This window comes from Mesorhizobium sp. M0058, assembly GCF_040323095.1.
Taxonomy (GTDB): domain Bacteria; phylum Pseudomonadota; class Alphaproteobacteria; order Rhizobiales; family Rhizobiaceae; genus Mesorhizobium.
The window spans coordinates 12602-26730 of the sequence record NZ_JAMYUQ010000024.1 but is presented as its reverse complement, the minus strand read 5'-3'; the positions used below and the strand labels follow the sequence as shown (position 1 = coordinate 26730).

Sequence of the window (14129 nt, the reverse complement as noted above, 5' to 3'; positions counted from 1 at the left end):
GCGCCGGCTCTCAACGTTGGTAATTGGCGAAAGCCGACGTGATGTCTGATCGCCCTCCTTGCGGGGGATGCCCGGCAGGGCAGAGGGGTGCTGTCCCGCCAGCGTCTAATCACCACTCAGCACTGCCAGCGCCTCCAACACCGCGTCAGATTCCGTCAGCGTACCAAATACCCCGTCCTCCACCGTCACCATATGCAGCGCCGCGTCATGCGCGTATTGGTCGCCGCTGGCGCAGGCATCGGCGATGGTCAGGCACTGGAAATTGCGGTCGCAGGCCTCGCGCAGCGTCGTGTGCACGCAGACATCGGTCGTGCAGCCGGAAAAGATCAGATGGGTGATGCCGCGTGCGCGCAGCACAAGTTCCAGGTCGGTGTAGGTGAAGGCGCTGTTGCAGGTCTTGTCGACGATGATGTCGTGCGGCGCGACGTCGATGTCGGCGACGATCTGAAAGCCGGGGCCGGAGCGCAGCAGCACGTCGGTGCCTTCGAGACCCGCCCGCTTGCGGCGCCATCTCTCGTACGGCGTCATGTCGGCCATGTCGCCGCGATATCCCTGCCTGGTGTGAATGATGGTGAGGCCGGCCGCGCGTGCCGCTGATATCAGTCGGTTGACTGTCGGCAGGATGGCGCGCAGCGGCGCGGGGTCATAACCCTTCCTGGCGAAATAGCCGGTCGGCGAGAGGAAATCCTCCTGCAGGTCGATGACCAGCAACGCGGTGTTTGCCGGCACCAGCCGGCCGTCATAGGGGAAATCGAACGGTATCGCCTTGATCATCGCAGCCTGCCTCAATTGCTGCCCGGTATCGTGGCCCAGCAACCCTACGGCCGTCCATCCCTCAGTGCGACGACACCAGGTAGACCGACGCCAGGACGATGTGCCGCTGAGACATCGCGCCGATAATCGTTGGCCAAAAAAGCCATCTTGTTTGTTGACTAGTAAACTCATGTTTTATAGTCAAGCAGGGCACTCGGCCGCCTGAATTGTTTCCAGCGGCTGTGCCGCGTTTGAGAGAGGCCAGAACCAGTGGCTGGATTTCCGGGGTCGACATTCCGTCACCGACCAGCCGATCGTACGTGCAATGACGAAGCGAGGAAGAAGCGTGTCCAGAAATGGTTTGTTGGCGGCGCTGGCCGCGGTCATGCTGTCGGCCGGCAGCGCTGCTGCGCAAGAGCAGCCAAACACGCAGCCCAGGGTGACGACGGAACCCGCTGCAGCTGCCCGGTCGGCGGCCCAGCCTTCCCCGGTCGCAGTCGAACGGCCCGCACCGGCTGCGCCTGTCGCGCCGGCTTCGCCAACTGCCGGGCAGGCGGCGCCGACCGCGCCACAGCCGGCAACCCAGCCCGGTGCATCCGCGCAGGCCGAGCCTTCGGCAATATCGCTGACGCTGCCGCACGATCTGTCGCCCTGGGGCATGTTCATGGCCGCCGACATCATCGTCAAGGCGGTGATGATCGGGTTGGCCTTCGCCTCGCTCGTCACCTGGACGGTGTGGCTGGCCAAATCGCTGGAGATTCTCTTCGGCAAGCTCGGCGCCCGTCGCGCTGCGCGCGCCATCGGCAATGCCGCCACGCTGCGCCAGGCCGGGCGCGCGCTTGGCAACAGTGGCGGCCCCGGTGCGCTTTTGGTGCGGGCGGCCGAGGAAGAGACTGCCCTTTCGGCCGGTGCGCTCGGCCATGTTACCGGCGACGGGCTGAAGGAACGAGTGACGTCGCGCCTGTCGCGCATCGAGGCGGCGGCGGCGCGGCGCGTGTCGCGCGGCACCGGCGTGCTGGCGACGATCGGCTCGACGGCGCCCTTCGTGGGCTTGTTCGGCACCGTCTGGGGCATCATGAACGCCTTCATCGGCATCTCGCAGGCGCAGACCACCAACCTCGCGGTCGTCGCGCCCGGCATCGCCGAGGCGCTGCTCGCCACGGCGATGGGCCTGGTCGCGGCCATTCCCGCGGTGGTCATCTACAACGTCTTTGCGCGGTCGATAGCCGGCTACCGGCAGCTTCTTGCCGATGCCTCGGCCGGGGTCGAACGGCTGGTCAGCCGCGATCTCGATTTCCGCACGGTGCCGCAGGCGCCCGCGCTGGCGGCGGAGTGATGGGCCATGGCGGCTAGAATTCGCGAGGCTATCGATGGCGATCTCGAAGAAAACCACGAGATCAATGTCACCCCGTTCATCGACGTCATCCTGGTGCTGCTGATCATCTTCATGGTCGCTGCCCCCTTGGCGACAGTCGACGTCAATGTCGATCTGCCGGGTTCGACGGCGACGCCAGCACCCCGGCCGGAAACGCCGCTGTTCCTGACGCTGAAGGACGATCTGACGCTGGCGATCGGCAATGACAGCGTGCCGCGCCAGGCTTTCGCCGCGGTGCTCGACGGCAGAACCAAGGGCGACAAGCAGACCCGCATCTTCCTGCGTGCCGACAAGGCGGTCGGTTATGGCGAGCTGATGGAGGTGATGAACCTGCTGCGCGGCGCCGGTTATCTGAAGATCGCGCTGGTGGGGCTGGAGACGGTGCCGGCGGACGCATCCGCGGCGCACCCGGGCGCCGCCCCGTGACGCAACTGGCCGCCGCCCCCGCGGCCGACCCGCCGCGCGCCGGCGTGCGCGAAATTGGCTTGTGGGCGGCTGCGGCCATTGTCATTGTCGGCGCGCATGTCGCGTTCGTCTATGCCGTCCAGAGCTTCAGCCTGGCCAACATGGCCGATGGCGGCCCGCCGCCGGCTGTGGCTATCGAGCTGTCGCCGATGATGGTGGCGCCGGCGGTGCGGGTGGACTCAGCGGCCGACGTGGTGACGCCCGAGCCGCCGAACCAGATCGAGGAGGCGGTTGCCGAACTGAAGCCCGTCGTGGAGCCCGAGCCCGGTAAGCCGGAGCTGGTCACCGAGAAGAGGGAAGCGGCTCAACTCGATAAGACCGCTCCGATCGAGACGGCAGCGGCCGAGCAGCCCGATCAATCGCCGCCGCTGGATGAGGTGGTGCCCGACATCGTCCCGACCATAGCGCCGGATGTGGTCATTCCGCTGCCCCAGACCAAGCCGGCGGAGACCAAGCCGGTGGAGGCCAAGCCGATCGAGAAGGCGAAGAAGGCTGCCGAAAAACCCAAGCCGAAACCGAAAGAGAAGAAGGAAAAGGCCGCGCCGGCGAAAGCGGTCGTGACCGCCAGTGTCGATCAAAAGGCAGCGGCGAAGGCGTCGGCGCCGAAGGCTTCGCAATCGAGAGGATCATCAGTCAGTGCAAGCAAATGGAACTCCCAGCTGATCGGATGGATCAATCGGCACAAGCGCTACCCGAGCGCGGCAAGGTCGCGGCGCGCCGTGGGTACCGCAAATGTGACCTTCGTCGTCAGCGCTTCGGGCAAGGTGACCTCCGTCCGGCTGACACGATCTTCGGGGGACGCCGATCTCGATCGCGCCGCGCTCGGCATTCTGCAGGGTGCGACGGTGCCCGCGCCACCGCCTGAGAAGGCCGGTACGGCTGTCGTGGCGCCTTTGATGTTCACGCTGCGGAACTAGAAGCAGCCGGACAAGGCCGATCCCATGACCACGTACTTTCCCGCTTGACTGACCCGCCGGACCGAATACGCTAGCGCAAAATACCGGCCTTGGTCGCCGGGCGGCAAACATGCCTCGTATGCCTCGCCCTCCGGCGCTGGCTGCGGGGCATTGTCATTTCTGAGGATCGGTTTGAAACGGCGTATCGAGATCGGCATCCTGTATTCCCGCTCGGGCAGCTACCAGCTGGTCTCCGATGCGTGCCGGATGGGCGCCATGCGCGCCATCGCCGACATCAATGCCGATCGGAGCTATGGCATCGAACTGGTTCCGGTAGAGCGCGATCCGCAAAGTAATGCCGATCGCTACGCGACTTTGTGCGAGGACATTTTCAGGACCAGCAGCGCGCGCCATGTCGTCGGTTGCGTCACCTCGTGGAGCCGCAAGGAAACCATCCCGGTGCTGGAGAAGGCCGCCGGCATGCTCTGGTATGCCTGCCCCTATGAAGGGTTCGAGGCCAACGAGCATGTCGTCTACATGCACGCCTGCCCCAACCAGCATCTGGTTCCGCTGATGGCGCATGTCGTGCCGCGTTTCGGCGCCAACGGCTTCCTGCTCGGCTCGAACTACATTTGGGGCTGGGAGATGAACCGCGTGGCGCGCGACCTGATCGCGGATGCCGGCGGCAAAGTGCTGGGCGAGCGCTATCTGCGCATCGGCGAGACCGACGTGTCGCGGCTGATCGCGGAAATCCGGGCGACGAGGCCGAGCTTCATCCTCAACAATCTGATCGGCACCTCATCCTACGCCTTCCTGGCGGCTTACCGCGAGCTGGGCGATGAGGATGCGGCATTCAGGCCGGAAAACTGCCCCGTCATCTCCTGCAACCTCACGGAAGGCGAGTTGCCGGCGATCGGCGATACAGGGAAAGGGCATCTGTCGGTCGGGCCCTATTTCGCGCCCCAGCCGGCTGCCTTCGCTTCGTCCTTCGAGGCCTCCGCCTATGCCTCGGTGCAGGTGATGGCCGACGTGCTGTCGCGCGACACTGATGCCGGCCCGGCGGAATTTTCCAAAGCCTTCGCCGAGCGGCGCTTCTCCACCCGGCTCGGGCCGATCGCCATCGACGCCCACTCCCAGCACGCGACGCTGCCGGTGATCATCGGCCGGATCGCCGATGGCTTCTTCGAGGTCGTCAGCCAGGAGGATGAGGTCGCGCCGGATCCATATCTGTCGCGCTACGACCCCGCCAAGACGTTCGGCCGTCCGCGTCTGAGAGTGGTGTCATGACCCGGACGCGCATCCCCAATCTCGGCGGCGCGCGGGCTTTCATCCTGCATCGCCCGCATCCGACGGTGCAGGCCATCACCAGGCAATTGTCGGCCATCGGCCTGGCTACGATCGACTGCTGGCCGGAATTGCCGCCGGAAGCTCTCGCCGCCGATTTCGTCTTCTTCGATGCCGATCTCGGTTTCGACGAGCAATTCCCGTGGAAGCCGGGCGAGGCGCCGATGCCGCTGGTGGCGCTGATCGGTTCCGAGGCGCCGGGGCGTATCGAATGGGCGCTGTCGCACAAGGCCGATGCGCAGCTGCTGAAGCCGGTCGGCAATGCCGGCGTCTACAGCGCTCTGTTGATCGCGAGACAGAGTTTCGAGGCCCGAAAACATTTAGCCGGCGAGATAGCGTCGCTGCGCCAGCGCGTCGCCGAGCGCCAGACCATCGTGCGCGCGGTGACGGCCTTGTCGAAAGGCAGCGACGACGAGCGCGCCTATACGCAGCTGCGTTCGCTGGCGATGAGCTGGCAGATCAGCGTCGAGGATGCCGCGCGTCGGATCGTGGCAATGACAAGCGAGGAAGCGACGGGGGAAGAAGGCGGCGATGACCAGTCCCATCGCGCCTGATCTCCCGGTGCGCATGCCGGCAAAACCGCGCGCCGGTGTCTGGCGCCGGCTGGTGAAACGCCGCCTCGCGCTGCTCGGCCTGGTCATCGTCGCCATTGTCCTTGCCGGCGCTGTGCTGGCGCCCCGGCTGACCGGCTATGACCCCAACGAGCAGATGTTCGACGGCCTGACCATCGAGGGCTCGCCGCTGCCGCCCAGCGCCCAGTACTGGCTCGGCACCGACCTGCTCGGACGTGACCTCTTGACCCGCATCCTCTACGGCGCCCGCACCTCGCTCATCATCGGCATCGTCGCCAATGGCGTGGCGCTTTTGATCGGCACTTTGGTGGGCGTCACCGCAGGCTATTTCCGCGGCTGGATCGGCAGTGCGCTGATGCGCTTCACCGATCTGATGATGGCGTTCCCGGCGCTGCTGCTCGCCATCTGCCTGGCGGCAGTGTTTCAGCCGAGTCTGTGGATCGTCGCCATGGTCATCGCGCTGGTCAACTGGGTGCAGACGGCGCGTGTCATCTACACCGAGACCTCATCGCTGGCCGAGCGCGAGTTCATCGATGCCGAGCGCAGCATCGGGGCGAGTGCGCCGCGCATCCTATTTCGCCACATCCTGCCGCATCTGCTGCCGACCATCATCGTCTGGGGCACGCTCGGCATCTCGACCACGGTTCTGCTCGAGGCGACGCTTTCCTTCCTCGGCATCGGTGTGCAGCCGCCGACCGCGTCGTGGGGCAACATCATTTTCGAGAACCAGACCTATTTCCAGGCCGCGCCCTGGCTGGTGTTCTTCCCCGGCGCCGCAATCCTGGCGTTGGCGCTGGCCTTCAATCTGATCGGCGACGCGCTGCGCGACATCCTCGATCCGACGCAAAGGGGCCGGGAATAATGGGGGGCCGGTCATGATCGCCTATCTCGGCCGCCGGCTGATCCAGTCGCTGCTCATCCTGCTTGGCGTCTCGCTGATCACTTTTGCGCTGCTCTACCTCTTGCCGGCCGACCCGGTGCGGCAGATCGCCGGCCGCAGTGCTACGCCGCAGACGGTGGAAAACATCCGCCAGCAGCTCGGCCTGGACCAGCCTTTCGTCGTCCAGTATTGGCACTATCTGACGAAGCTACTCAGCGGCGATCTCGGCCGCTCCTACATCCAGCGCTCGGAGGTTACCGAGCTCATCGTCTCGCGGCTGCCGGCCAGCCTGCTTTTGATGGTGGGCGCCATATTGTGCGAGTTGCTGATCGGGCTCTCCATGGGGCTGATCGCCGCCGTCAAGCGCGGCACCGCCACCGACCAGACCCTGATGGTGGCCTCCTTCGTTGGCGTCTCGGCGCCGCAATTCGTCGTCGGCCTGTTGCTGCTCTACGTCTTTGCCGTGCGTCTCAGCTGGTTTCCGATCGGCGGCTACGGCACATGGCGCCATCTGGTGCTGCCGTCGTTGACCATGGGCGTACTCGGCGCCGGCTGGTATGCGCGCATGATGCGCTCGTCGATGATAGACGTCCTGCGCCAGGATTATGTCCGCACGGCGCGGGCCAAGGGCCTGGCGCGCAGCGCCATCATATTCCGCCACGCACTGCCGAATGCCATCCTGCCGGTCATCGCCATGATCGGCATCGACATCGGCATCTTCATGGGCGGCATCGTCGTCGTCGAAAGCGTGTTCGGCTGGCCCGGCATCGGTCAGCTGGCGTGGCAGGCGATCCAGCGCGTCGACATTCCGATCATCATGGGCGTCACGCTGGTGTCGGCCTTCGCCATCGTGCTCGGCAATCTGCTCGCCGACATCATCGCGCCGTTCATCGATCCCCGCATCAAGCTCAGATGAAAATGAAACAGAGAAAGGGAACACAACAATGAAAAAGTTTCTCGCATCCACAGTCGCGGCATCCGCCTTGGCCCTCATGCTCGGCATGACAAGCGTCCGCGCCGAAGACACGGTCGATCCCAACGCCAAGCAAGGCGGCGCCATCACCATCACCTACAAGGACGATGTTGCGACCCTCGATCCGGCGATCGGCTATGACTGGCAGAACTGGTCGATGATCAAGAGCCTGTTCGATGGGCTGATGGATTACGAGCCGGGCACCACCAATTTGAAGCCCGACCTCGCCGAAAGCTACGAGATTTCGCCCGACGGCCAGACCTTCACCTTCAAGCTGCGCCATGGCGTGAAATTCCACAATGGCCGCGAGATGACGGCCGACGACGTGAAATATTCGCTTGACCGCGTCACCAATCCGAAGACGCAGAGCCCCGGCGCTGGCTTCTTCGGCTCGATCAAGGGCTATGACGATGTCGCCGCCGGCAAGGCCGAAGGCCTTTCCGGCGTCACCGTCGTCGATCCCTACACGGTGAAGTTCGAGCTGACCCGGCCCGACGCCACCTTCCTGCATGTCATGGCCATCAATTTCGCCCATGTCGTGCCGAAGGAAGAGGTCGAGAAATATGGCGCCGATTTCGGCAAGCATCCGGTGGGCACCGGCGCCTTCAAGCTCGCCGAGTGGACACTCGGCCAACGCATCGTCTTCGAGCGCAATGCGGATTACTGGCACAAGGGCCTGCCGCATCTCGACAAGATCACCTTCGAGATCGGCCAGGAACCGATCGTGGCGCTGCTGCGCTTGCAGAAGGGCGAGATCGATGTGCCCGGCGACGGCATTCCGCCGGCAAAATTCCAGGAGGTGATGGCCGATCCCGAGCAGAAGGCGCGCGTCGTCGAAGGCGGTCAGCTGCACACCGGCTACGTCACCATGAACACTACCATGGCGCCGTTCGACAATGTGAAGGTGCGTCAGGCCGTCAACATGGCGCTCAACAAGGCGCGCATCATCCAGATCATCAACGGCCGCGCCGTGCCGGCCAACCAGCCGCTGCCGCCGTCGATGCCGGGCTACGACAAGGAATACAAAGGTTATCCCTATGACGTAGCCAAGGCCAAGGCGCTGCTGGCCGAGGCCGGTCATCCCGATGGTTTCGACACGCAGCTGTTCGCCATGAACACCGATCCCAACCCGCGCATTGCCCAGGCGATCCAGCAGGACCTGGCGGCCATCGGCATCAAGGCCAGCATCCAGTCGCTGGCGCAGGCCAATGTCATCGCCGCCGGCGGTGACAAGGCCGGCGCGCCGATGATCTGGTCGGGCGGCATGGCCTGGATCGCCGACTTCCCCGATCCGTCGAATTTCTACGGCCCGATCCTCGGCTGCGCCGGCGCGGTGCCGGGCGGCTGGAACTGGTCGTGGTACTGCAATAAGGACCTCGACGCCAAGGCGGCCGAGGCGGATTCTGTGGTCGACCCGGCAAAGGCCGGCGAACGCGACAAGATGTGGAGCGCCATCTACGACAAGGTGATGGAAGACGCGCCCTGGGCGCCGGTCTTCAACGAACAGCGCTTCACCATGAAATCCGCCCGAATGGGCGGCGCCGACAACCTCTATGTCGACCCGGTCCATATCCCGATCAACTATGACAATGTGTACGTAAAAGATGTGCAATAGCTGCGACTACACCATCCATGGGCGCCATCACCATTTCGGCTGGGACAATTCCTTTGTCCCGGCCGAGCGGGTGGCGCCCGGCGCGACCATCGAGTTCCAGTGCCTCGATGCCGCCGGCGGCCAGCTGAACGCCGACAGCACGGTCGCCGAAATCGTCAAGCTCGACTTCGCCGGGGTCAACCCGGTGACCGGGCCGATCTTCGTCGAGGGCGCCGAGCCGGGTGACGCGCTCAAGGTGACGATCGAGATGTTCAAACCGTCCGGCTTCGGTTGGACGGCGAACATTCCCGGTTTCGGCCTGCTCGCCGACGACTTCACGGAACCGGCGCTGAACATCTGGAAATACGATGCAGCCGCGCTCGAACCGGCGCTGTTCGGGAAAAACGCGCGCGTGCCACTGAAGCCGTTCGCCGGCACCATCGGCAATGCGCCGGCTGAGATGGGGCTTCACTCGGTGGTGCCGCCACGGCGGGTCGGCGGCAATCTCGACATCCGCGATCTCGCTGCCGGCACGACGCTCTATCTGCCGGTTGAGGTGGCCGGCGCGCTGTTCTCGGTCGGCGATACGCACGCCGCACAAGGCGATGGCGAGGTCTGCGGCACGGCGATCGAGAGCCCGATGGACGTCGTGCTCAAGCTCGACCTTGTCAAGGACGCCAGGCTGAAGACGCCGCGCTTCACCACGCCGGGCCCGGTGACGCGCCATCTCGACGCCAAGGGTTACGAGGTGACGACGGGGATTGGGCCGGATCTGATGGCGGGCGCGAAGGAGGCGGTGGCGCAGATGGTCGATCTGCTCGCTGGGCGTTACCAGATTGATCCGGTCGAGGCCTATATGCTGGCCTCGGTGTGTGGTGATCTGCGCATCAGCGAGATCGTCGACATGCCGAATTGGGTGGTGTCGTTCTATTTTCCGCGTTGCGTGTTTGAATGATGTCAGGTCGGCGCTGCACCCCCACCCCGCTGCTTCGCAGCGACCCTCCCCACAAGGGGGAGGGTAAAGCGCTGCCACCCTACCTCCCCCTTGTGGGGAGGTCGGACCGGAGGTCCGGGTGGGGGTCAGCGCCAAGGTTTGTGCGAATGGTGCGACGGAACCAATCCGTCGCAGGGCTCCACCCACAATGACCCTCGCCGACAACCCCATCCTCTCCATCGCCAACCTCTCCGTCAGCGTGCGCGGCGAGGACGGCGAGCGCGATGTCGTCTCCAACCTGTCGCTGACGCTGGCGCGCGGCGAGACGCTCTGCATTGCCGGCGAATCCGGCTCCGGCAAGTCGATGACCGCGCTGGCGATCATGCAGCTTTTGCCGCAGCCGGCGGCGCGCATATCGTCAGGCATGATCCGTCTTCGGGATGGGAATCGGGGCGACACCGACCTAGCAACCCTCGACGAACGCCAGATGCGGCGCATTCGCGGCGACCGCATCGCCATGATCTTCCAGGAGCCGATGACCTCGCTCAACCCGGTTCTGTCGATCGGCCGGCAGCTGACGGAATCCATCGAGGCGCATACCAGCCTGTCGCGGGCCGAGGCCCGCCAGCGCGCGATCGAGGCGTTGAAGGCGGTGCGCATTTCGGAGGCGGAAAGCCGGCTAAAGCAGTTTCCGCACGAACTCTCCGGCGGCATGCGCCAGCGGGTGATGATCGCCATGGCGCTGGCGCTCGAGCCCGACGTGCTGATCGCCGATGAGCCGACGACGGCGCTCGACGTCACCGTGCAAGGCGAAGTGCTGGAGCTGTTGCGCGACCTGCAGCGCCAGCATGGCACCAGCGTCATCCTGATCACCCACGATATGGGCGTGGTTGCCGAAATGGCCGACCGGGTCATCGTCATGCGCGACGGCCGCATGGTCGAAGAAGGCACGACATCGGATATTTTTGCCCGGCCGCAGGCCGACTATACGCGCGAACTGCTGGCTGCCGTGCCGCGCATCGGCAGTGGTGTCGGTCGACAGAAATCCAGGAATGCGATTGACGTCTTGAAACCGGCCAATGTCGCCGAGGTCAACGACCTGCATGTCCGCTTCGATCTGCGTGGCGGCATCTTTGGCCAGGTCACCCGCCGCGTCCACGCCGTCGAGGGCGTCAGCTTCTCGATCGCGCCCAACGAAACGCTCGCTCTGGTCGGCGAATCCGGCTGCGGCAAGTCGACCACCGCCAAGGCGCTGGCCGGACTGGCGCCGTATAGCGGCGACATCGTCATTGGCGGGCGCAATCTCTCCGTTCTTGGCCGCGACGAACGCAAGGCGGTGCGCCGTGACGTCCAGATGATTTTCCAGGATCCCTTCGCCTCGCTCGATCCGCGCATGCGCGTCGGCGACCTCGTCGCCGAGCCGCTGGTGATCCATGGCATCGCCTCGCAGGACGAGCGCCGGGAACGGGTGGCGGCGCTGTTCGAGCGCGTCGGCCTGTCGGCCGCCCAGATGGAGCTCTATCCGCATGAATTCTCCGGCGGCCAGCGCCAGCGCGTCTGCATTGCACGGGCGCTGGCGCTCCGACCAAAACTGATCATCGCCGACGAAAGCGTCTCGGCCCTCGACGTTTCGGTGCAGGCGCGCGTGCTCGATCTCCTGAAGGAATTGCAGCGCGAATTCGGCGTCGCCTATCTCTTCATCTCGCACGACATGGCGGTGGTCGAGAATATTTCCGACCGCGTTGCCGTCATGTATCTCGGCCAGATCGTCGAGATGGGCACGCGCGACCAGGTGTTTTCCAACCCGCGCCATCCCTACACCAGGCGGCTGATCGACGCCGTGCCGGTGCCCGATCCGGCGAAGCGCAGAACCCGCTTCGCCCGCCTCGACCAGGAGATACCGAGCGCCACCCGCAGGATCGGCGAGGCGCCGCTGAAGCTGGCGCTGAACGATGTCGGCGGCGGCCATCTGGTTGCTGCGGAAAGCTGAGCCCGCACTGGCTGGCAGCTGTTCTTTTACTTTGTTGAGTACAACCAAGAACTGCCGTCTCGGGTTTACCGCGTCTTAGGTGGACGGCGGCCACTATACGGTCGGCGTTCTTGCCACGGGGAAAAATAGTGCTCAAGGCGGTTCTGCAGCTGCTGCCGGGTCGGTTCATGGATGTGCGCATGCGCGTATCCGCCGACTACGAGACGCGCGTCGTGGAGCGGCCCGGGCGCTGGATGAAGGCTGCCGAACTGGAGCAGCTGAGCAGCGATCTGCGGCTGGTAGCGTCCAAGACACTGAAGTTCGGCAGCCTGACCTATGGCGTGTTTTCCGGCGACCGCAGCCGGCTGGAACATTCCATCATCACCATTGTCTACCGGCGCAGCGACCGGCAGCCGATCGCCTTCAACTCGCTGGCGCTGATGGAGATATCGCTCGCCGGCAAGCCCTATGAAGTCTTGCACCTCGGTCTGGTCATGATCGATCCCGACGAGCGCAGCCGCGGGCTGAGCTGGATCCTCTACGGCCTAACCTGCTTCCTGATGTTTTTGCGCAATCAACTGCGGCCGATCTGGATTTCCAATGTCACCCAGGTACCCGCTGTCGTCGGCATGGTCGCGGAGGCGTTCAGCAATGTGTTCCCAGGACCGCATGCCGGCGCGCGCCGCTCGCTTACCCATGTGCTTCTGGCGCGGCAGATCATGGCGCGCCATCGCCATGTCTTCGGTGTCGGCCCCGAAGCTGGTTTCGACGAAGAGCGCTTCGTCATCACCAACGCCTATACGGGCGGCTCGGACGATCTGAAGAAGACCTTCGACGAGGCGGCCAAGCACCGCGTCGAGACCTTTAACGAGTTCTGCCACAAAGAGCTCGACTACACGCGCGGCGATGATGTGCTGCAGATCGGACAGATGAGCTTTCAGTCGGCGCGCACCTATCTCGCCGACGCGGTTCCGCGCGGCTCGCTTGCCGCCCTTGCGGTAGCAGGTGCGGCGGCCACGCTGCAGCGGCTGGTTTTGCCGGTGGTACACTGGGCGGATAGCAGCCGCCAATGGAATGTGCTGAGACCATGGACACGCTGATGGCTTCATCCGTGATGATGCCTGGGTGTGAGCTGATGGGCGCTGACCGATGAACCTCGATGGCACGCTCGTGGCCGACACCATCACCTCGCTGGCGGCGCTGTTCGGGCTGCTGATCGTGATATCGGTCGTCGGCGGGCGCGACACCGGCGATCCGCTGTCGCGGCGTTTTCTGTTCGGTTTGCGGGTGCTGGCGGTGCTGCTCGCCTGCCGAATCCTCGACTGGACTACCGGCCTCGCACTCTTCCGCTTCGTCACCATCGCGGCGGCGGGCCTGCTGCCGCTGGCCGCACTGCTGCTGACCGAGGGGCTGTTGCGCCGGCATGCGCCGTTTGCGCTAAAGTTCTTTGCCGCCGGCGGCGCGCTGCTGTTGCTACTGCTGGCGCCGATCTCGGAACGCTTTGCCGAGCCATGGCGGATGGCGGTACTACTTGCCTTCCAGTTCGGAGGTTTTCTCGCCATCGGCTGGCTGGTGATGACGCGCGATCGCGACAGCCTGTCGGCGGCCGAAAACCGCACGGTCGAGCGCATGGCGCTGTCGCTGCTGTTGATCATTCCGTTCATGGTCACCGACTACCGGCCCGGCCTGTTCGAAGTGCCGGTTCGGCTTGGCGGCATCGCCATCCTGTTCCTGTGCTGGCTTACGATCGGCCTCGGGCGCGCCAGCCTCGGCCATCGCGACACGATCGGCGCCTTTACCGTGATTACGCTGAGCTCGGTTTTCGCCGGGCTGGCGCTGGGCGGCATCGACGATCTCGGCTGGCGCGGCAGCGTGCAGGGCGTGGTGATCGTGCTTTCGGCGACGCTGCTGGCAGTCATCTACAATGACAGCGTCAGCCTCACCGCCGAGAAGCGCCGCGACTCGTTGCTGAAGCATATGGCCGAGGGCGACCTCACCGATTCGGCGCGCTTCCTGCGCGGCCTGCAGAGCCATATCCTTGTCGACGGCGCGCTGATCCTGCCGGCAGGGGACCTCGGCGATTTCGACCTGAAGGTGCTGGCCCGTGCACTGGAGCAGGAGCCCGTGCGCTCGCTCGCCGATGCGCAGCCGGGGGCGCCAGTCGACCAGGATATACGCGAGCAGCTGGCATGGCTGTTCGAGAAATATGAGGCGACCCATGTGCTGCTGGCGACGCTCGAGCCGTTGACCGTGGTGGCGCTCAACATGCCGGCGCTGGCATCGTCGCCAGGCGTGGAAATGGAGCTGCGGGCAGTCCAGCGCATGGCGATGCTGATCTCGCAGCGGCATGCGAAGGGTTGATCTACTGAACGGG

General features: G+C 65.0%; 13 protein-coding genes. 12 read left to right on the top strand and 1 reads right to left on the bottom strand.

Annotation, left to right across the window (positions count from 1 at the left end):
* Nucleotides 1-105: 105 nt before the first annotated feature.
* On the bottom strand, nucleotides 106-774 hold the full coding sequence (locus tag NKJ75_RS29530; RefSeq protein ID WP_023686098.1) for a cysteine hydrolase family protein: 669 nt from the start codon (nucleotides 772-774) through the stop codon (nucleotides 106-108).
* Between the two features lie 325 nt (nucleotides 775-1099).
* On the opposite strand from NKJ75_RS29530, the gene exbB reads away from it, so the two are divergent.
* The 12 genes from exbB to NKJ75_RS29470 all read left to right on the top strand — a co-directional run bounded on the left by exbB (nucleotide 1100) and on the right by NKJ75_RS29470 (nucleotide 14116).
* Nucleotides 1100-2089, top strand: a complete 990-nt coding sequence (gene exbB / locus NKJ75_RS29525) for a tonB-system energizer ExbB (protein ID WP_352500526.1) — start codon at nucleotides 1100-1102, stop codon at nucleotides 2087-2089.
* Between the two features lie 6 nt (nucleotides 2090-2095).
* Nucleotides 2096-2554, top strand: coding sequence for a TonB system transport protein ExbD (gene exbD, locus NKJ75_RS29520; protein WP_023726082.1), 459 nt, complete (start codon nucleotides 2096-2098; stop codon nucleotides 2552-2554).
* Nucleotides 2551-3510, top strand: coding sequence for an energy transducer TonB (locus NKJ75_RS29515; protein ID WP_352500525.1), 960 nt, complete (start codon nucleotides 2551-2553; stop codon nucleotides 3508-3510). The genes exbD and NKJ75_RS29515 overlap by 4 nt, the downstream gene beginning before the upstream one ends.
* A gap of 171 nt (nucleotides 3511-3681) precedes the next feature.
* On the top strand, nucleotides 3682-4776 hold the full coding sequence (locus NKJ75_RS29510) for a transporter substrate-binding protein (protein WP_352500524.1): 1095 nt from the start codon (nucleotides 3682-3684) through the stop codon (nucleotides 4774-4776).
* Nucleotides 4773-5387, top strand: a complete 615-nt coding sequence (locus tag NKJ75_RS29505; protein WP_352500523.1) for an ANTAR domain-containing response regulator — start codon at nucleotides 4773-4775, stop codon at nucleotides 5385-5387. The genes NKJ75_RS29510 and NKJ75_RS29505 overlap by 4 nt, the downstream gene beginning before the upstream one ends.
* A complete protein-coding gene (locus NKJ75_RS29500; protein ID WP_023668590.1) occupies nucleotides 5365-6267 on the top strand; it encodes an ABC transporter permease in 903 nt (300 codons plus the stop codon). Before NKJ75_RS29505 ends, NKJ75_RS29500 begins: the two co-directional genes overlap by 23 nt.
* A gap of 13 nt (nucleotides 6268-6280) precedes the next feature.
* Entirely contained in the window at nucleotides 6281-7201 is a 921-nt protein-coding gene (locus NKJ75_RS29495; RefSeq protein ID WP_023698726.1) for an ABC transporter permease, read from the top strand.
* Nucleotides 7202-7277: 76 nt separating this feature from the next.
* On the top strand, nucleotides 7278-8873 hold the full coding sequence (locus NKJ75_RS29490) for an ABC transporter substrate-binding protein (RefSeq protein WP_444849001.1): 1596 nt from the start codon (nucleotides 7278-7280) through the stop codon (nucleotides 8871-8873).
* Nucleotides 8863-9807 (top strand): acetamidase/formamidase family protein, encoded by a 945-nt coding sequence (locus NKJ75_RS29485; RefSeq protein WP_023668593.1) that lies wholly within the window; start codon nucleotides 8863-8865, stop codon nucleotides 9805-9807. Before NKJ75_RS29490 ends, NKJ75_RS29485 begins: the two co-directional genes overlap by 11 nt.
* A 187-nt stretch (nucleotides 9808-9994) precedes the next feature.
* Nucleotides 9995-11776 (top strand): ABC transporter ATP-binding protein, encoded by a 1782-nt coding sequence (locus tag NKJ75_RS29480; protein WP_023834662.1) that lies wholly within the window; start codon nucleotides 9995-9997, stop codon nucleotides 11774-11776.
* A gap of 128 nt (nucleotides 11777-11904) precedes the next feature.
* The gene (locus tag NKJ75_RS29475) at nucleotides 11905-12855 is read left to right on the top strand and encodes a hypothetical protein (RefSeq protein WP_031202896.1); all 951 of its coding nucleotides are present in this window, start codon (nucleotides 11905-11907) and stop codon (nucleotides 12853-12855) included.
* A 49-nt stretch (nucleotides 12856-12904) separates the two neighbouring features.
* Complete coding sequence (locus NKJ75_RS29470; RefSeq protein ID WP_023834661.1) at nucleotides 12905-14116, top strand: hypothetical protein; 1212 nt, start codon at nucleotides 12905-12907, stop codon at nucleotides 14114-14116.
* The last annotated feature ends 13 nt before the right edge of the window (nucleotides 14117-14129 follow it).

What these genes read in the sequence shown, in the direction of transcription:
- NKJ75_RS29530 (WP_023686098.1), bottom strand. Translation starts at nt 774, where the DNA reads ATGATCAAGGCGATACCGTTCGATTTCCCCTATGACGGCCGGCTGGTG.
- exbD (WP_023726082.1), top strand. Translation starts at nt 2,096, where the DNA reads ATGGCGGCTAGAATTCGCGAGGCTATCGATGGCGATCTCGAAGAAAAC.
- NKJ75_RS29505 (WP_352500523.1), top strand. Translation starts at nt 4,773, where the DNA reads ATGACCCGGACGCGCATCCCCAATCTCGGCGGCGCGCGGGCTTTCATC.
- NKJ75_RS29500 (WP_023668590.1), top strand. Translation starts at nt 5,365, where the DNA reads ATGACCAGTCCCATCGCGCCTGATCTCCCGGTGCGCATGCCGGCAAAA.
- NKJ75_RS29495 (WP_023698726.1), top strand. Translation starts at nt 6,281, where the DNA reads ATGATCGCCTATCTCGGCCGCCGGCTGATCCAGTCGCTGCTCATCCTG.
- NKJ75_RS29490 (WP_444849001.1), top strand. Translation starts at nt 7,278, where the DNA reads ATGCTCGGCATGACAAGCGTCCGCGCCGAAGACACGGTCGATCCCAAC.
- NKJ75_RS29485 (WP_023668593.1), top strand. Translation starts at nt 8,863, where the DNA reads ATGTGCAATAGCTGCGACTACACCATCCATGGGCGCCATCACCATTTC.
- NKJ75_RS29480 (WP_023834662.1), top strand. Translation starts at nt 9,995, where the DNA reads ATGACCCTCGCCGACAACCCCATCCTCTCCATCGCCAACCTCTCCGTC.
- NKJ75_RS29470 (WP_023834661.1), top strand. Translation starts at nt 12,905, where the DNA reads ATGAACCTCGATGGCACGCTCGTGGCCGACACCATCACCTCGCTGGCG.